Origin of the sequence: Anabaena sp. CCY 9613, from assembly GCF_963920895.1 — a bacterium.
GTDB lineage: Bacteria > Cyanobacteriota > Cyanobacteriia > Cyanobacteriales > Nostocaceae > Cyanocohniella.
In genome coordinates, this window is record NZ_CAWUDE010000006.1 from 22,915 (window position 1) to 42,368 (window position 19,454).

Here is a 19,454-nt window from a genome sequence, read left to right on the forward strand (position 1 = left end):
CCTAAAAGGTTTGCAAATGCAAGCGACTGTTTTAAAACTCCTACTGACATTAAATTTAATTTAAGATGTTTGCTTTTGACCCAAGCTACTTTTAAATGAAGATTATTTTATACGAAAAAAAACAACAGTCACTAAGTAGTTTCCTATTTTGTTGGTAATGCTTCTGGTCGAACTGTTAATATCTGTCGGCTACCGTTGCGACTGACAGTAATTTGTATGGGATTACCAATATTGGTATTTTCTACTTGTTGTTGTACTTGCTTGACATCTTGAATAGCTACATTATTCATGGTTTCAATAATGTCACCTGGACGTAAACCTCCACGAAAAGCAGGTGAGTTACGGGCGACTCCTAAAACAATGACACCAGTATCTTGAGTAATTTCAATATCAATATCACTTTGATTAATTTTCTCGCGCAATTCTGGACTCAATTGAGCCATTTGCAGCCCGATATATGGATGATCTACGCGTCCTTTTTCTATTAATTGTTGGCCAATTCGTTGAGCCGTGTTGATGGGAATAGCAAAGCCTAATCCTTGCGCTCCCTGGATGATGGCGGTATTCATCCCAATTACTTCTCCTTGAGCATTCAGCAAAGGGCCGCCAGAGTTCCCCGGATTAATGGCTGCATCGGTTTGGATAAAGTCAACTCGCTCGGCTGGTACACCCAAAGCCGCCACAGAACGCTGTGTAGCACTGATAATTCCTTGGGTGACAGTGTTATCTAACCCGAGGGGATTACCTATTGCGATCGCCCACTCTCCTGGTCTTAAATTATCTGAGTTACCTAGCTTCACTGTTGGTAATTCTGTCGCCGGAATTTTCACCACAGCCACATCTGTGACAGAATCAGTACCCACCACCTCACCTTGAAAACGGCGACCGTCCTTCAATACAACTGTGACATTATCTGCATTTTCCACCACATGGGCATTAGTAAAAATTAGTCCATCAGCAGTAGTAATAAATCCTGAACCAAGACCTCGTTGCACTTCTTCTCTAGTGGGTAACTCTCCCTGAAAAAACCTTTCAAATACAGGGTCTGGGGATACTGCTACAGTCCGAGTCGAGTCAATTCGCACCACGGCTGGCCCCACTTGTTGGACAACTTGAGTTATATAATTGACATCTGTATTTGTAGCTGATGGCGGCAGTATGTTTGGTAATACGGGCTGTTGAGTATTCCTGATAGCCGTGCTAGTGGCACAACCAGTTACAAGTAATACCAAATAAAGTGCAGGTTGCTGAAGAAAATTGTTCATACAAAATTGCGAAATTAGTAATTAGTCATTGCTTACTTTCCCTTATTCCTCATACTCCCATTCTAGTAATTAAAAGCATTTCATCTTGATTTCATTTTTGTCTGCAAAGCTAGATATTACATATCAAACAGAAGCTTGCACAACTAGTTCTGGGAAACAATCAATGCCACTGTTGACTCTCTAGTCAACTAGAGAGTACAAAATATAATGCAGAACCATAGCTGGAAAGACAACTGATGCGAAATCAATTTTTGAGAAATAATTTTTTGGCGTTGAGTTTTGTAGCATTGACATCTGTCTCTGGCGCAGTGTTGACGGCTTGTTCTCCCAATACGGCCGAAAACCCCACCCCCAATACTACTGCAACTGAAACCACTGACCACCAAAATATGCATCATGGTGGGGTGAATCATGCAATGGATTTAGGGCCAACCGATGCTAGCTATGATTTGCGGTTCATTGATGGCATGATTATGCACCATGAAGGTGCTGTAGTCATGGCTAAGGAAGTTCAGGAAAAATCACAACGTCCGGAGATGAAGCAACTAGCCGAGGAAATCATTACAGCCCAAAACCAAGAAATTGCTCAAATGCGTGAGTGGCGGACAGCTTGGTATCCTAACGCTGGGGATAAACCCTTGGCTTATCATGCCGAAATGGGTCACATGATGGAGATGACACCAGAACAAATGCAAGCCATGATGATGAGTATGGATTTGGGTGCAGCTGATGAGGAATTTGATTTGCGCTTTATCGATGCGATGATTCCTCACCATGAAGGTGCTGTAGTCATGGCGCAAGATACTTTAGAAAAATCGCAGCGCCCGGAAATTAAGAATTTAGCCCAAGAAATTATCAAGGCGCAAGAAACCGAAATTAATCAAATGAAACAATGGCGACAAGCTTGGTATAACAAGTAAGGATTTTTGATAGCGATGCCTAACTCTCTACCTTCCCCAGCACTGGGAACCGTGCTGAGTTTTCTGTTATTTGCTAGTTCTGGTGTTGTGATTGCTCACCCTGGACATGGTGACGAATTTAATAGTGGAAGTGATGCTACACCTTCTGTCACCCCTGTTCAAGTTGATGCTCAAACTTCTCAACGCTTAGGAATTAAAGTTGAGCCGGTGAAACGTCAGCCATTAGCGGTGAGTATCAAAACCACTGGGCAGATAGAAACTTTACCTAGTCAACAAGCCCAAGTAACCACTCCCATTCCTGGGGCAAAAGTGGTAGAGCTATTGGTGGAACCGGGTGCGGTAGTTCAACGAGGTCAACCTGTAGCTGTGGTATCTAGCCCAGAGTTGGTATCGCTACGTGTAGAATCTGAGGAAAAATTGGCACAAGGTCGGGCGGAATTACAACAAGCTCAAGCTGATTTAAAGTTAGCTCAACAAAGTTACGATCGCTTTCAAAAAATTGCCGCCGCCGAAATTGCCCAAGCCCAAACTCAAATAGCTTTTGCTCAAGAAAAATATGACAAAGACCAAGAACTAGCTGATGCAGGTGCTTTACCACGACGTAATGTTTTAGAATCTCAAACTCAACTCGCCCAAGCGCAAGCACAATTAACCACAGCTAACAGCCACCGTGATGTCATTACTGCTCAAAATCAACTGCAACGCGCCCAAGCTGCTGTAGATGCAGCCAAATCACGCATTTCTCTAAGTAATACTACATACGAAACCCGGCTGCAACAACTAGGAATCCGTAGCAATCCTAGAGGATTAGTCACCATCACCGCCCCGATTTCTGGTACGGTCGCCGATAGAGAAGTCACCCTGGGTCAATCATTTCAAGATGCAGGTGATAAACTCATGACCATTGTCAACGACAGTCGAGTATTCGCCACTGCCAATATATACGAAAAAGATTTAGAGCGAGTTAGCACTGGGCAACAAATCCGCGTCAGAATTGCATCTGTCCCTGACCGCATATTTACTGGACGCATTACCGTAATTGATTCTGTAGTCGGACAAACAAGAGTCGTACCCGTAAAAGCCGAAATTAGTAACCCAGGCGGAATCCTCAAACCAGGAATGTTTGCCGAACTAGAAATCCTCACAGACCAAGCATCGTCACCCATCTTAGTCATACCAAGTTCAGCCGTAGTAGAAGCCAATAATATCAAACAGGTATATATACAAAACGGTAACGCCTATCAACCAGTAGAAGTCACCTTAGGTCAAACCTCCGGCGACATGGTAGAAGTCAACACCGGCTTATTCGAGGGAGACTTAGTAGTTACTCAACGCGCCAACCAACTTTACGCCCAATCCTTACGCGGAGACAATCAACCCCCAACTCCAGAACATCAACACACCCCAGAACCTACAACACCCAACCTCCCATTGTGGCTAGTGGTAATAGGAGGAAGTGCGATCGCCTGTTTAGCCTTCATCACAGGTGCCTTCTGGTCAAACCGCCGCCAACCAAAGCTTGCAGCTGTGGAAGTTGGGGAAGATGAAGAAGATAAAGAAGAAACATTTTGTTAATAGCCTAAAGTCTTTCCCCCCTCCCCTGCCTCTTCTTATGCTCAACACCATCCTCAAATGGTCAATTATCCAACGCTGGATAGTTGTACTCGGCGCAGTCATTATCACCTGCTTGGGTGTATATAACCTCACCCAGATGCCATTAGATGTCCTTCCCGACTTTGCCCCACCCCAAGTAGAAATCCAAACAGAAGCCCCCGGACTCGCACCAGAAGAAGTCGAATCCCTGATCACCCTCCCCATCGAAAGTGCCATGAACGGCACACCAGGAGTAGAAACCGTGCGTTCCTCCTCAGCCGTGGGAATTTCCGTAGTTAAAGTCATCTTCAACTGGAACACAAACGTTTATCAAGCCAGACAACTAGTAACAGAACGGTTACAACAAGCACAACAAAAACTGCCAGAAGGTATAGAAAACCCGCAAATTTCCCCGATAACTTCCCCCATCGCCACAGTTTTACAATACGCCTTCACTTCCGAAACTTTACCACTCATGGAAATTCGGCGGTTAGTAGACTCAGATGTCACCAATCGCTTACTCGCCGTACCCGGTGTTTCCCAAGTCATAGCCTACGGTGGTGATGTGCGTCAGTATCAAGTTTTAGTAGATCCCGCCAAACTGCAAGCCTTTAACGTCACTTTAGATCAAGTGACAGCTGCGGCTAGGGGCGCTAACGTCAATGCTGCGGGTGGTTTTTTAATTAATCCCGACCAAGAACTAATTATTCGGGGTTTAGGACGCATCGAGTCCATTGAAGAACTAGGAAAATCTGCGATCGCCTCCCCTAATAATACACCAGTACTACTGCAAGATGTGGCAGATGTGCGTATAGGTGCAGGATTAAAACGTGGTGATGGTAGCTTAGATGGTCAACAAGCCGTTGTCGTTCTCATTAACAAGCAACCGCAAAATGACACACCCACAGTCACCAAAGCCATCGAACAAGCCATGACAGAAGTGAAAGCTGGCTTACCCACAGATGTCGTAGTGACAGAAACCTTTCGCCAAGAAAACTTTATTACATCTGCCATTCAAAATGTTACCAGTTCCCTCAGAGATGGCATCATTATTGTTTGCATTATCTTGTTGATGTTCTTGATGAACTGGCGCACCGCCATCATTACTTTAAGTGCTATTCCCTTATCAGTGCTGATAGGGATGATGATTCTCGGCTGGTTCGGTCAAGGTATCAATACTATGACACTGGGAGGTCTAGCTGTAGCCATCGGGTCAGTAGTGGATGACTCGATTGTCGATATGGAAAACTGTTACCGGGGTTTACGTCAGAACCAAGTAGCTAGGAATCCGGTGCATCCATTTAAAGTTGTTTATGATACCTCTGTGGCGGTGAGAGTCAGTGTAATTTTCTCCACAGTAATTATCGCTGTTGTCTTTGCCCCCATTTTTACATTTACAGGTGTAGAAGGTCGGATATTTGCGCCGATGGGTGTCGCCTATTTGGTATCAATTTTTGCCTCAACTTTTGTGGCGATGACCTTATCCCCGGCACTTTGCGCGATTTTATTAGCGAATCGACAACTACCTACAGATGATACTTGGGTGAGTGCCTTAACACAGCGTATTTATCGTCCTATTCTCGGTTTTACGACGCGTTTTCCCAAAATTATTTTAGTTGTAGCCTCTGCTTCCTTAATCGCCTCTTTAGTAATCCTGCCGACTTTGGGACGGGTATTTTTACCAGAGTTTCAAGAATCCTCCTTAGTGAATGCAATGGTGCTATATCCGGGAAGTTCCTTAGAAGCAACTAATCAAGTAGGATTTGCTTTGCAAGATACACTCAAGGACGACCCCAGATTTAAAACCGTGCAATTACGGTCAGGACGCGCCCCTGGTGATGCAGATGCGGGAGGTGTGAACTTGGGTCATTTAGATGTGGAGTTGAGTGCAGAAGGATTGCAGGATCGGGAAGGGAGTATTGAGAAGCTACGTACAGAATTTGCCAAAATACCTGGTGTTGCGCCTAGTATTGGTGGTTTTATTTCCCATCGCATGGATGAGGTATTATCAGGTGTAAGAAGTGCGATCGCAGTGAAAATATTTGGCCCTGATTTACCAGAATTGCGCCGTGTGGGGTCAGCAGTAGAAGATGTCATGGGTAATATTCCCGGACTTGTAGATTTACAATTAGAACCCCAAGTTCCTATTAAACAGGTGCAAATTAAATTTAATAGAGAAGCAGCCGCCCGTTATGGTTTAACTGTGGGTGATTTGAGTCATACTTTAGAAACAGCCTTGAATGGGCGAGTTGTATCTCAAGTATTAGAAGGACAACAATTATTTGATTTGGTGGTTTGGTTGCAGCCTGAATCACGCAATAATTTAGATGTAATTCGTAACTTGTTAGTAGATACTCCTACAGGTCAAAAAATTCCTTTAGCGCAACTTGCCAATATTAATTATGGAACCGGGCCGAATACTATTAACCGGGAAAATGTTTCTCGTTTGATAGTTGTATCTGCTAACGTTTTTGGTAGAGATTTAGGTTCTGTGGTAGATGAAATTCAAAATCAAATTAGTCAATCAATTCAGTTACCCACAGGTTATTTTCTTCAATACGGTGGACAGTTTGAATCAGAACAACGTGCTACCCAAAATCTGCTGTTATTTGGGGGAATAGCATTTTTAGTTATTGCAGTTTTAATGTACTTTGCTGTTAAATCTGTTGCAGCGATGTTGATGATTATGGTTAACTTACCTCTCGCACTGGTGGGGGGTATTATTTCCATAGCTTTGGGAGGTGGAATTATTTCTGTTGCTTCGTTAGTGGGATTTATTACTTTATTTGGCGTGGCGACTCGTAATGGATTATTGTTAGTAGATAATTACAATCACAAGTTGGCGCAGGGGATACCTTTAAAGGAAGTTATTTATCAGGGTTCAATGGAACGTTTAGTTGCTATTTTAATGACGGCTTTAACTTCGGCTTTAGGGATGATTCCTTTGGTGATTGGTACAGGTGCAGGTAAGGAAATTTTGCAACCTCTGGCTGTGGTGGTTTTGGGTGGTTTGTTTACTTCTACGGCTTTAACTTTGTTAGTATTACCTGCGTTGTATGCTCAATTTGGTAAATTTTTGATACCTAAACAAATACAACCTTCTGTAAATATGGAAAATGGTAAGGCTGTAAAGGCTATTTGGGATTGGTAATTCGTAATTTTATTATTGATTGTAGTGGTTGAAAAGGAGTAAATATATGAAGTGGCTCACATCTAATTTAGTTGTTTTGTCCAGTGTTGGACTGCTGTTTTTAGGTGCTTGTGGTAATGGTAATGAAGTAGCAAATACTAAAAATCCTACAGATGAAGTGGAATCTGTAGCGAAATCAAGTCATCAACATGGCGCTACTAAGGGTGGTCAAGTTGTGGAAACTGGTAATTATCATTTGGAATTTTTAGCTACACCAGAAGCTGGGGGAAGTCACTTAGATTTGTATTTACTAACTGGTGATACTCACGAAACTGTACCTAATGCTAATGTTACGGCTTTAGTGCAAATGCCTGATGGTCAAGAAAAAACTGTTCCTTTTACTTATAGTGACAACGATAAACACTATACAGCTATGTTAAATGAAGCAGCATCTGGTCAGTATCAGGTACGAATTAACGCAGATTTTAAAGGTGAAAAGGTCAACGGACGTTTTAGCTTTAATCGATAATAATATATATATGGGCGGGCAAGATGCCCATCCTACAAGATTTATAATATTAAATAAATCAGAAATTACGTAACCAACCACGTATTTTCGTCATTGCAACCGGAGAAAAGCAATCTCAAAGCCTTGATTTTCATAGTGAGTGTGTAAGTCCTAAAAGACATGACTACTGTTTTCTAGTCTGAATTTATGAAAACAATTAATTTTGAATTTTGATTTTTGACTTCGGAGCGAAGCAACATGGCTACTTTAACTTTACAATTACCTGCTAATTTGCAATTTACTGATGATGAATTTTCTCAGGTTGTTGCTGCTAACAAAGATTTGCGTTTTGAATTATCTGCTGACGGGGAGTTAGTTATCATGTCACCAACTGGGGGAGAAACGGGAAACCGTAATTTTGATTTATTAGGTCAAATCTGGTTGTGGAATGGTCAATATAAATTGGGGAAGGCTTTTGATTCTTCCACTGGTTTTAAACTTCCTAATAGTGCAACTCGTTCTCCTGATGCTTCTTGGATAAAAATAGAAAGATGGGAAAGTCTCACACCACAGCAAAGAAAGAAATTTTTGCCTTTATGTCCTGATTTTGCGGTGGAGTTAGTTTCTGAAACTGATGATTTAGCCGATACTCAAGCCAAGATGCGAGAATATTTAGCTAATGGTTTACAACTTGGTTGGTTAATTAATCCCCATAACCAACAAGTAGAAATTTATCGTCCTCATCAACCAGTGGAAGTTTTACAATCTCCTACAAGTTTATCTGGTGAAGATGTGCTTCCGGGTTTTGTTTTAAACTTACAATTAATTTTTGCATGAGAGTATTACTGGTTGAAGATGAACCAGATTTAGGGGCGGCGATTAAACGAACTCTTACCCAACATAAGTATTTAGTTGATTGGGTAATGGATGGTGATGAAGCTTGGGCTTATTTAGAAAATAGCTGGACACAATATACATTAGCTATTTTTGATTGGATGTTGCCTAAAAGTTCTGGTTTGGAATTATGTAAAAGATTGCGTAAGTTTAATAATCATTTACCTGTGTTGATGTTGACAGCAAAGGATAGTATGAAAGATAAAGTTGCTGGATTAGATGCAGGTGCAGATGATTATTTAGTTAAGCCATTTGGTATGGCAGAATTATTAGCAAGGTTACGCGCTTTGCAAAGGCGATCGCCTCAATTCCAGCCTCAAAAATTAACTGTGAGTAATTTAACTTTAGATTACGGTAATAATTTGGTTGTTAGTCAAGATTTTCAAGAAATTATTCTGACTAATAAGGAGTTTCAGTTACTGGAATATTTTATGAAGCATCCAAATCAAATTATTACGACTGAACAAATTCGCAATCAAGTTTGGGAAGTGAATGCGGAACCTGTTAGTAATGTGGTGGCGGCGCAGATTCGGTTGTTGCGTCGTAAGTTAGCTCATGTTGGATGTGATAATGTGATTGAAACTTTACATGGTTTGGGCTATCGTTTTAATGTTAATTGATTCATGTCTCACGCAGAGGCGCAGAGGCGCAGAGAGTAAGAGTTTTATGAATCAAAATAAATTATTTCAGCAGACGCGTTTACGTTTGACTTTGTGGTACGCCTTGGTGATGGCTGTGATTTTAAGTTTGTGTGGATATGGGATTTATCGGGTGATTTCTCAGATTCAATGGGTGACTTTAAATCGGGAATTGCAGTCTGTGGCGGGAACTCTGCACGATAGTATTGAATTAAAGCTCCAAAAACCAGGAATATTAGAACCTGTAATTAAGCAGCTTTTACCTAATATCTGTGTAGTTGGTCAAAGTTGTACTCAAATATCGATGAGTTCTCAGCGTCATGTTTTAACTGCTATTAATCAAAGCAATTATTATGTACGATTTTTTGATACTTCAGGCGCTTTGTTTGCTATAGCGGGCGCTTATCCACAGGGATTATCCTCAGAGTTTAATCAGGAGACTTGGCAAACTTTAACAGATAATCAAGGTGTTATTTATCAGCAAATTTCCTTTTATTTGCACACCCAAGATAATCGTGATTGGGGTTATATTCAAGTGGGGCGCAGTCTGGAAGATTTTAATAGTTATCTCAACGCCATGAAGCTGACTTTGGCTTTGGGATTACCAATAGCAATGGGTGTTGTCGGATTTGCTAGTTGGTGGTTAGCCGGGTTAGCTATGCAACCAATTTATTTTTCATATCAACAAGTCCAACAATTTACAGCTGATGCTGCACATGAATTACGGACACCGTTAGCCGCAACCCGAGCTACGGTAGAATCTGCGCTGTTATTAGCTGAATTAGATGAACAAGAAACGCGAGAGATTTTGCAAACCATCCAACGACAAAATCAGCGATTAACAACATTGGTTGCAGATTTATTATTACTAACTCGTTTAAATCGTCAATCTTTACCGCTACAACGTCATCTTTGTTGTTTGAATGATATTATTAATGACTTAATCGAAGAATTTGCAGCTTTAGCGATCGCCTCTAACATCCAACTAACCACAGTAGTCAGAGTATCTCAACCTTTAATTATTATCGGTAACGAAGACCAACTATATCGCTTGTTTGCCAACTTAATTGTCAACGCCATTCAATATACACCAGCAGATGGAAAGGTAACTATTTATTTAGAGCGCAATGACTATCAGGCTGTCATTCAGGTGCAAGATACAGGTATTGGGATTCCTCAAGCAGAGATTCCGCGAATTTTTGATCGCTTTTATCGAGTAGATAGCGATCGCTCTCGCATGACTGGTGGTTCAGGTTTAGGATTAGCTATAGTCCAAGCCATTGTTAACTCACACCAAGGCAGTATAGAAGTACACAGCCAATTTAAAATAGGTAGTAATTTTACTGTTAAAGTACCGTTTGAAAATGTCCCAAATAAGGGACGCAATTGGTTAAGGGCTATTTTGAATTAAACCTAGTGGCATTGCTGAATCAGAATATGAGTCAGGCGATTGCGCGGAGCGCAGACGCACTAATTCATATTTCTATTCTGCAACGCCCCATTTTACACTTTTGAACCAGCAGATGTCTGTGTCTGCTTTAGTCAGCTCACATTAACCAGAACTGACGTTCCTCTAGATAATTAAAATAACCTTGATAAAATCTAACTATCTAGCACTTCTGTAGGTGAAGACTGTTATGCAAACCGCAACTCAAAAACGTTATTACACCCCCGAAGAATATCTAGAATTAGAAGAAAAAGCCGAATTCAGAAGCGAATACCGCAATGGAGAAATCATTCCCATGACAGGTGGCACTACCAATCATAATAAAATAGCTCTTAATGTAGCATTTGCTTTAAAATTTGCTTTGCGGGGGCAAGATTACGAGATTTATATTGCTGATGTGCGGTTGTGGCTACCCCGTTATCAGCAGTACACCTATCCTGATGTCATGGTAATTCAGGGTAAACCAGTTTACGCCGGGACTAATACCACCACTGTCACGAATCCATCATTAATTGTAGAAGTTTTATCTAAATCTACGAAAAATTATGACCAAGGGGATAAGTTTCATTCCTATCGTTCAATTCCAGAGTTTCAGGAATATATTTTAATTGATCAATATCAATATCGTGTCATGCAATATGTCAAAACTGCGGCTGATCAATGGTTGTTTACTGAATTAGAAGGTCAAGCTGCTACCTTATCACTCAACACGGTTGATTTACAAATCTCCCTACCGGAAATTTATGAAAAAGTGAATTTTACTGATAGCGAGCAAGAAGAATAAACTTGATTCTCTGACATAACAACGCAATTGTGCTGTTGTATTTATACTTGATTATTTTTACCACTCAGCTAAAGCGATCGCTATTCCTTGTTGCAAATCTGGGGTAATTTTGGTGTCGTTAGCTAATTGCTGTAATTGTTGATATGCATCCTCTCCAGCTAGTTTTTTTAAAGACGCGATCGCCCGGAGTCTGACTATTTGATTAGTATCAGCTAAAAGTAAAATTAATGACTCAGTAGCTTGTTGATTACCTAACTGTCCTAAAGCTAGAGCGATCGCACTTTTAATACTGGCAATATTGGTGGCTGGATGTTGAGATTGCAATACCTCTAATACAATTTCTGCTGCTGGTGTCGTTAATTTCGGTTTTTGTACTTGTCCTAAAACTGTAATAATTTCCTGCCATAGTGTTTCTGATGTAGTGCGATTAAATGCTTGGCGCAAATACTCCAAACCAGATAATGTCTCACACCACATTAAACCTCGAATAATTTCTAATTGTAGTTGCAAGGGTGTATTAGGTGATACAAGCACCTGAAATAATTGATGAGATGCTTCATCTGTACCCATGCGAGACAGAGCGATCGCCGCTGCACGACAAACCTCAAGATGCAAATCATACAATCTAGGTTGTAGTCTGGTGACTAAATCTAATTCTGTACATAAATCAGCGCGGAAACCCAAACCCAGCACTGCTGCACGTCTGACGGTAGTAGCGACATCATCTAAAGCATTTAATAGTACTGGTGGTATGCGCTGATCATGAAAGCTACTGAGGGCTTCTATAGCAGTTGTGCGGACGACTACTTGTGAATCTTCTACCACACTTAATAGCGGAGGGATAATTTCTTTACTGCCAATATAAGCAAGCGATCGCACTGCCAAAAGTCTTGTATCTTCATGTTGTAGCAGTTCAGTAAGTGCTGTAATGGCTACAGTACCCATTTGCCCTATTGCTGTTGCAGCGATTACTTTGAGTTCTTCATCTTCGGTAGTTTTCAGTAATTCCACCAAATTGGCTATAGCATCTGGGTGTTGAAACTCACCTAAGATTCGGGCTGCATACCAGCGTAATTCTTCTTCGGCTGCTTCGTCTTTTAAGATGTCAATTAACGGGGGTATGGCAATATTTCCCAACTGAGTCAACACCTTAGTAATATCCCAACGTTGCTGAAAGTCTCCTACTTGTAAAACCGCAAGTGCTAATTCTAGAAGATGTTCTTGATTTTTAATTATCTCTGGATTGGTAGAGACTTCTGTCAAAATCAACTGTTGCAGATATTGAATTAGTGATGTCCAATCAGCCGTATCCTTTGCTGACTGTGCTTGCACCAAAAGCTGGTTGATATTGTTCACGATGGGGACTGGGGATTGGGGAACTCGGGGCCCGGGGATAAGTTACCGTGTTACACAAATCATTTGATCCCCCTAAATCTACGCCACTTGCTACAAGTCGGGAAACCCTTTGATTCTTTTCCCCCTTTTTCCTACGCCAAAGGCGCATCCCCGAAGGGGTTTAGGGGGGTTAGGGGGGATCGAAACGCTACTAGGCAACTTGATAAGACTTGTGTGTACACCGTAGCTAGCCTCTAGCCTCTATATCTTATTTGGCTGAACTAAAACTGAATCATTCTCAATTTTAGCGATGTAAGTTTTGAGAGGTTCTGTAGCAGGGCCTTTTTGTACATTACCATCAACCCCAAATTCAGAACCATGACAACGACAGTTGAAATTTTTGGCTTCAGTTTGCCATGTCACTGTACAACCAGCATGTGTACAAGTAGGATCAACAGCAATCAGATTTTCGCTTTGAGATGTACCAACCACTAAAACGTTGACATTAGGCCAGTTTTTCACCAGTAATTCACCATTCTGATCTAAATCTGCCACAGTCCCCACTGTTTGCCAATCTCCAGATGCAGTTTCAGAAGTACAAGCTGCCATCGCTATGGGTAGGCTACTAGATATTCCTGCTAAACCTACCCAATTAATGAACTCACGACGTTTCATAATTCTGAAAATTCTCTGTAATACTGATAGAGCATTATCTTAGCATGTCAAGAAAGTTACTCAACAACTCCCAAAACAGGCGCTACTTCAGATGTGGGAATGGTAGGAACTAACAATCCCTGGGCATAGATGTGGGGATTTGTTTGCGAGACGATGATCAGAGATTGACGAACCTGAGCATTTATCGCCACAGTCTTGACGTCGTACATTTGCATAGCCAGCTTGGGATAAAACCCGATACCGACAATCAACACTAAAAAACAGGCAGCGATAAACACTTCACGCGGTCTAGCATCACTATAAATGGTTTCATCCGGCAGCAGACAGTCAGTACCAAAACAAGCTGTTCCCTCGTCTTCCTGATTCTCTAAAGCGGCATTATTCACGTCGCACATCAGTGATGCACTAGTGCCGTAGAATACCTTTCGCAGCAGGTTAAGCAGATAAATTGGCGTGAGGATAATTCCCACGGCGGCCAGGAAGACAGTCACAATGCAGAAGGCTGAACTGTAGACATCGCTAGTAGTTATCCCCACAAAAACCGAAAGTTCGCCCACAAAGCCGCTCATCCCTGGGAGAGCCAGCGATGCCATGGCGCCTATGGTAAATAGTGCAAATACTTTGGGCATTACTTGACCAATGCCGCCCATATCATCCATGATCATCGTGCGAGTGCGATCGTAGGTTACGCCTGCCAAGAAAAATAGCACCGACGCGATTAAACCGTGGGAAATCATCTGCAACATGGCCCCACTAATGCCCAAATCAGTAAAGGACGCAATACCCAGCAGTACAAATCCCATGTGAGAAATTGAGGAATAAGCCAGCCGACGCTTCATATTCGATTGGGCGAGTGAGTTCAACGCACCATAGATAATGTTGACAACCCCCAGAATAGCTAGAACCGGTGCAAAATAAATATGTGCATCGGAAAGGATTCCCAGATTTAGGCGAATCAGTCCGTATCCACCCATTTTCAATAGCACACCTGCTAGGATCATCGATACTGGAGACGAAGCTTCTCCGTGTGCATCAGGCAACCAAGTATGCATGGGGAACACAGCCAACTTGACACCAAAGGCAATCAGCAATCCGGCATATAGCAGCAATTCTAAATTCAGCGGGTAATCTTTTAGTCCTAGATCAACTAAATCAAAAGTCATACTACCGCCACCGTAGAGCGCCATTGCCAGTGCTGCTACCAGAATAAATATAGAAGCTGCAGCCGTATATAGCAAGAATTTTGTAGCGGCGTAGCGACGCTTTTGCCCACCCCAAATGCAGATGAGTAGGTATACGGGAATTAGCTCTACTTCCCACATAATGAAAAATAGCAGTAAGTCTTTGGCGACAAATACTCCTACCTGCGCCGAGTACAGCACCAGCATCAGAAAATAGAAAAAACGGGGTCTGCGATCAACTTGCCAAGCTGAAAAAATCGCCAGTGTCGTCACCAGTCCGGCTAAAAGTACAAACGGAACCGATAACCCATCTACAGCAACTGCCCAGTTTAGACCTAACTGAGGCATCCATATATAATTTTCTTCTAGTTGAAAAGTGGCATTGCTGGCATCGTAATGTTGCCAAAAGGCATAACACATCAAAATTAAGTCTGCAACACCTACACCCAATGCATACCATCGTACCCACTTGCCGTCTTTATCGGGTAGCACAGGGATAACCAGAGCAGCAATGAATGGTAGCAGGACAATTGTGGTTAGCCAGGGAAATTGATCTGCCATCATATGACTAAGAAATAATACTTATTTATAAATCATGTCATATTATTAAACTTTTTAATAATTTATTAATAAATAGCTTTTTGGTCATTATTGCTACTAAAAATTACAGCGCTCAACACTGACTGTCTATCTGGCGACTTAGTAAAAAATCAAGTCGGGCTATATTGACAGTTATTTTGAGATTGAAAAAGACTTTAATGCAAAAATTGCATTCAAACGATACGTTTTTAACAATTATTTCCAAAAAGCGTAGCAATTTATACGATTTTATCAAAAATCTCACCTTAACCTGATAAGTATCGAAATCGTTACATGAACAGTAACCAAACTTGCTTGACAAATTATCCAAATGTAAAAGACTACAAATTTCCCCCAATTAATTACGAAGTCGTGTTCAGCATCAAAAAGGTATCTTGTCGGTCATAAAGTAGCAGATGAGCCACCTGGCAATACTCTTGAGTACGAAAAATTAGCCACAATCAAATATTCAGTTTTCCTTCGCTAGACCTTGTAGAAACACCAACTCGTAATTCAGATTTTAAAAGATGATGGGTTATTTGAGATTGGGCAATTGATTTTTGAGGTTCTTACAACTTATCAGCCACTTGCAATGAGAGTCAGTTTATGACAGTCACAGCAGAAACTACTAAAGTTAATCTCAATAAATTTGAGAAATTGAAAGCCGAAAAAGATGGACTTGCAGTTAAGGAGGAAATAGAAAAATTTGCCAATCTCGGATGGGAAGCAATGGATGCAACTGACCGGGATCATCGCCTCAAATGGGTGGGTGTCTTTTTTCGCCCAGTTACCCCAGGCAAATTTATGATGCGGATGCGGATACCTAACGGTATTCTCAACAGCAATCAAATGCGTGTTTTAGCGTCAGTAGTGCAGCGCTACGGAGATGATGGCAGTGCTGATATTACTACCAGACAAAACATTCAACTGCGGGGGATCAGAATTGAAGACTTACCAGATATCTTTAATAGATTCCATGCTGTTGGTTTAACCAGTGTCCAGTCAGGGATGGATAACGTCCGTAATATCACAGGTGACCCTGTAGCCGGGTTGGATGCTGATGAGTTATACGACACCAGAGAATTGGTGCAGCAAATTCAGGATATGCTTACCAACAAAGGTCAAGGAAATCCAGAGTTTACCAACCTACCACGGAAATTTAACATTGCGATCGCCGGGGGACGTGACAATTCAGTTCACGCGGAAATCAATGATTTAGCCTTTGTTCCAGCTTTTAAAGAAGGAACTGGGGAAGAACCAATCTTTGGATTTAACGTTCTGGTGGGTGGGTTTTTCTCTGCCAAGCGTTGTGAAGCGGCGATTCCTTTGAATGCTTGGGTATCTCCAGAGGAGGTAGTGGCTGTATGTAGAGCGGTTTTGGAAGTTTATCGTGACAACGGTTTACGCGCCAATCGTCTGAAATCTCGCTTGATGTGGCTACTTGATGAATGGGGTATAGATAAGTTTCGCTCTGAAGTGGAACAGCGTTTAGGTAAATCATTGTTACCCGCAGCTACCAAAGACGAAATTGATTGGGAAAAACGTGACCACATTGGCGTATATAAACAAAAGCAGTCTGGATTAAATTACGTAGGCTTGCATATTCCTGTGGGTCGGTTGTATGCCCAAGATATGTTTGAAATTGCCAGTCTAGCAGAGGTTTACGGCAACGGAGAAATTCGGCTGACAGTCGAACAAAACGTGATTATCCCTAATATTCCTGACTCGCGGTTAGTAACCTTTTTAACAGAGTCATTGTTGCAGAGATTTGCTATTAATCCAGATATATTGGCGCGATCGCTAGTATCTTGCACAGGCGCACAATTTTGCAACTTTGCCCTCATCGAAACCAAAAATCGCGCCCTGGAAATGGTAAAAGCCTTAGAAAGCGAGTTAACCCTTACTCAACCCGTACGCATTCATTGGACTGGTTGCCCCAACTCCTGTGGACAACCCCAAGTTGCAGACATTGGTTTGATGGGAACCAAAACCCGGAAAAATGGTAAAGCCGTAGAAGGCGTAGACATCTATATGGGTGGCAAAGTCGGCAAAGATGCACATCTAGGTGAATGTGTGCAAAAAGGTATTCCTTGCGAAGACTTACAGCCAGTATTACGAGACTTACTCATCCAACACTTCGGAGCAAAACTGATTTAATTCGTAATTGCGTTGGTCAAAATCTACTTAGTTACCAGGACTGCATCTGTCGCATTCTTTTTCATTCATCAAGCACTACTAAAGCAAATGACAAACTTTCCTAGAAGAAAATTCATTTTCACCGCAGGTGCGGCAGCAGCAGCTTCTATTTTGGCTCATGGTTGTACAAATAATTCTCAATCAGGTCCAACAGCTACTAACGTCTCCTTAGCCGCTAACGCACCACAAGTAGAGACAACCCAAGCTAAGTTAGGATTTATCGCCTTAACTGACTCTGCACCTTTAATTATCGCTAAAGAAAAAGGCTTCTTTGCCAAATATGGCATGACTGATGTCGAGGTAATCAAGCAAACATCCTGGCCTGTCACCCGCGATAACTTGGCAATTGGTTCAGCAGGTGGTGGTATCGATGGCGCACATATCCTCAGCCCCATGCCTTATCTGATGACCATCAATAATATAGTGCCTATGTATATTTTGGCACGATTAAATACTAACGGTCAGGCAATTTCTGTTGCTAATAAATTTAAAGAATTTAATGTTAAGTTAGAAAGTAAGGCGCTGAAGGAAGCAGCATCTAAAGCCAAATCCGCGCAAAACGCTTTGAAATTTGGGATGACCTTTCCTGGCGGTACACACGACTTATGGATGCGCTACTGGTTAGCAGCAGGCGGTATAAATCCTGACCAAGATGTAGTATTATCGCCTGTACCACCACCACAAATGGTGGCCAATATGAAAGTCAACACCATTGATTCCTTCTGTGTGGGAGAACCTTGGAACGCTCAATTAGTTAACCAAAAAATCGGTTATTCAGCCTTAGTGACAGGCCAGTTATGGCAAGACCATCCAGAAAAAGCCTTCGCCATGCGACAAGATTGGGTTAACAAAAATCCTAACGCGGCAAAAGCAATGTTGATGGCCGTTTTGGAAGCGCAACAATGGTGCGACCAGCCAGAAAATGTAGAAGAAATGTGCAAAATCTGCTCGGAACGTAAATACTTTAACGTTGCAGCTACCGATATTATCGAAAGATCTAAAGGCAATATTGATTATGGCGATGGACGCACAGAACAAAACTTTGCATATCGGATGAAATTCTGGGCAGATAACGCTTCATATCCTTATAAGAGTCATGATATTTGGTTCTTGACTGAAAATATTCGCTGGGGCTATTTACCACAAAATACCAAAGTCAAAGAAGTTGTTGACCAAGTGAATAAAGAAGACCTGTGGAAACAAGCAGCTAAAGCAATTGGCGTCCCTGATACTCAAATTCCTAGCAGTTCTTCTCGCGGAATAGAGACTTTCTTTGATGGTGTCAAATTCGACCCAGAAAAACCCGAAGAATATTTGAATAACTTGAAAATCAAGAAAATTTAGGCTGTAATCACTGCTTGCGTAGTCCAATAATTTAACAGGAGAAATCAGAAATGACAGCTATTGTGGGGAGTCGTGTTGGTAGAAAAAAACCGCCAAAAGCTATTTATAAGTTTATTCAGAAAAAAATTGTTCCCCCGTTAGTAGCATTAGCTGTTTTTTTAGTAGTTTGGGAATTACTAAGTTTATTGCCAGGTTTTCAATTACCTGGCCCGATAAAAACTTTTACCGACACCTTTGATCCTTTTATTATTCATCCATTTTTTGATAATGGCGAAAGTGATAAAGGTTTAGGATGGCAAATAATTAGCAGCTTAGAACGAGTTGGTATTGGCTTCTCTCTAGCAGCTATTGTTGGTATAGTTGTGGGAATTTTAGTAGGTGCTAATCGTTTTCTCTACAATGCGGTAGATCCGTTATTCCAAGTATTACGGACAGTACCACCTTTGGCATGGTTACCAATTTCTTTGGCAGCATTTCAACAGGCGAACCCTTCAGCTATTTTCGTAATTTTCATCACCTCTATTTGGCCGATTATTATTAACACGACGGTAGGTGTACAACAAATTCCCCAAGATTATGTCAATGTGGCTAGGGTTTTGCGGTTAAGAGGATTTAAGTATTTTGTGAAAATCGTGTTTCCGGCTACAGTACCTTACATATTTACTGGGTTACGAATTGGCATTGGTTTATCTTGGTTGGCAATTGTGGCGGCAGAAATGTTAGTGGGTGGTGTGGGCATTGGTTCGTTTATTTGGAATGCATATAACACAACTACAGATACTAATTTGAGTGAAATTATCCTGGCACTTATATATGTGGGGATAGTTGGTTTGGTGCTTGATAAGTTGGTTGCTTTTATTGCTAATAAGGTGGTTGCGGAACAGAAGTAATTAAACAAACCGCAAAGGGCGCACGCGCGCAGCGATGCCCGTAAGGGCTGTAGGGCACAAAGTTAAGAGGGTTTT

The 19,454-nt window shown here is 41.6% G+C and carries 15 protein-coding genes; 11 read left to right on the top strand and 4 right to left on the bottom strand.

Annotated elements, in window-relative coordinates; all coding sequences use genetic code 11:
• Positions 1 to 143: 143 nt before the first annotated feature.
• Positions 144 to 1,265, bottom strand: a complete 1,122-nt coding sequence (locus ACM0OT_RS08785; RefSeq protein ID WP_414563992.1) for an HhoA/HhoB/HtrA family serine endopeptidase — start codon at positions 1,263 to 1,265, stop codon at positions 144 to 146.
• A gap of 236 nt (positions 1,266 to 1,501) precedes the next feature.
• Here ACM0OT_RS08785 and ACM0OT_RS08790 point away from each other — a divergent pair, with 236 nt between their 5' ends.
• The 8 genes from ACM0OT_RS08790 (at position 1,502) to ACM0OT_RS08825 (ending at position 11,179) form a co-directional block, all read left to right on the top strand.
• Complete coding sequence (locus ACM0OT_RS08790; protein WP_414563993.1) at positions 1,502 to 2,185, top strand: DUF305 domain-containing protein; 684 nt, start codon at positions 1,502 to 1,504, stop codon at positions 2,183 to 2,185.
• Between the two features lie 15 nt (positions 2,186 to 2,200).
• On the top strand, positions 2,201 to 3,760 hold the full coding sequence (locus ACM0OT_RS08795) for an efflux RND transporter periplasmic adaptor subunit (protein ID WP_414563995.1): 1,560 nt from the start codon (positions 2,201 to 2,203) through the stop codon (positions 3,758 to 3,760).
• Positions 3,761 to 3,797: 37 nt separating this feature from the next.
• Positions 3,798 to 6,929 carry an efflux RND transporter permease subunit gene (locus ACM0OT_RS08800; protein WP_414563996.1) on the top strand — a complete coding sequence of 1,044 codons (3,132 nt, stop codon included), beginning with the start codon at positions 3,798 to 3,800 and terminating at the stop codon, positions 6,927 to 6,929.
• Between the two features lie 46 nt (positions 6,930 to 6,975).
• Complete coding sequence (locus ACM0OT_RS08805) at positions 6,976 to 7,437, top strand: hypothetical protein (protein ID WP_414563997.1); 462 nt, start codon at positions 6,976 to 6,978, stop codon at positions 7,435 to 7,437.
• Positions 7,438 to 7,674: 237 nt separating this feature from the next.
• Positions 7,675 to 8,253 carry a Uma2 family endonuclease gene (locus ACM0OT_RS08810; protein ID WP_414563998.1) on the top strand — a complete coding sequence of 193 codons (579 nt, stop codon included), beginning with the start codon at positions 7,675 to 7,677 and terminating at the stop codon, positions 8,251 to 8,253.
• Positions 8,250 to 8,930 carry a two-component system response regulator RppA gene (gene rppA / locus ACM0OT_RS08815; RefSeq protein WP_414563999.1) on the top strand — a complete coding sequence of 227 codons (681 nt, stop codon included), beginning with the start codon at positions 8,250 to 8,252 and terminating at the stop codon, positions 8,928 to 8,930. Before ACM0OT_RS08810 ends, rppA begins: the two co-directional genes overlap by 4 nt.
• Positions 8,931 to 8,976: 46 nt before the next feature.
• Positions 8,977 to 10,359, top strand: a complete 1,383-nt coding sequence (gene rppB, locus ACM0OT_RS08820) for a two-component system sensor histidine kinase RppB (protein ID WP_414564000.1) — start codon at positions 8,977 to 8,979, stop codon at positions 10,357 to 10,359.
• Positions 10,360 to 10,585: 226 nt separating this feature from the next.
• Positions 10,586 to 11,179 carry a Uma2 family endonuclease gene (locus ACM0OT_RS08825; protein WP_414564001.1) on the top strand — a complete coding sequence of 198 codons (594 nt, stop codon included), beginning with the start codon at positions 10,586 to 10,588 and terminating at the stop codon, positions 11,177 to 11,179.
• Positions 11,180 to 11,236: 57 nt separating this feature from the next.
• Here the strand turns inward: ACM0OT_RS08825 and ACM0OT_RS08830 are convergent, their stop codons facing one another.
• The 3 genes from ACM0OT_RS08830 to ACM0OT_RS08840 form a co-directional block, all read right to left on the bottom strand.
• Positions 11,237 to 12,538 (bottom strand): HEAT repeat domain-containing protein, encoded by a 1,302-nt coding sequence (locus ACM0OT_RS08830; RefSeq protein WP_414564234.1) that lies wholly within the window; start codon positions 12,536 to 12,538, stop codon positions 11,237 to 11,239.
• 237 nt (positions 12,539 to 12,775) lie between these two features.
• Positions 12,776 to 13,189, bottom strand: coding sequence for a ubiquinol-cytochrome c reductase iron-sulfur subunit (locus ACM0OT_RS08835; RefSeq protein WP_414564003.1), 414 nt, complete (start codon positions 13,187 to 13,189; stop codon positions 12,776 to 12,778).
• 56 nt (positions 13,190 to 13,245) lie between these two features.
• Positions 13,246 to 14,934 (bottom strand): NAD(P)H-quinone oxidoreductase subunit 4, encoded by a 1,689-nt coding sequence (locus ACM0OT_RS08840; RefSeq protein ID WP_414564004.1) that lies wholly within the window; start codon positions 14,932 to 14,934, stop codon positions 13,246 to 13,248.
• A 621-nt stretch (positions 14,935 to 15,555) separates the two neighbouring features.
• Here ACM0OT_RS08840 and ACM0OT_RS08845 point away from each other — a divergent pair.
• From ACM0OT_RS08845 to ntrB, 3 genes are all read left to right on the top strand, one after another.
• The gene (locus tag ACM0OT_RS08845; protein ID WP_414564006.1) at positions 15,556 to 17,106 is read left to right on the top strand and encodes a ferredoxin--nitrite reductase; all 1,551 of its coding nucleotides are present in this window, start codon (positions 15,556 to 15,558) and stop codon (positions 17,104 to 17,106) included.
• A gap of 87 nt (positions 17,107 to 17,193) precedes the next feature.
• Entirely contained in the window at positions 17,194 to 18,489 is a 1,296-nt protein-coding gene (locus ACM0OT_RS08850; RefSeq protein ID WP_414564007.1) for a CmpA/NrtA family ABC transporter substrate-binding protein, read from the top strand.
• Positions 18,490 to 18,539: 50 nt separating this feature from the next.
• Entirely contained in the window at positions 18,540 to 19,379 is an 840-nt protein-coding gene (ntrB, locus tag ACM0OT_RS08855; protein ID WP_414564009.1) for a nitrate ABC transporter permease, read from the top strand.
• Positions 19,380 to 19,454 lie beyond the last annotated feature (75 nt).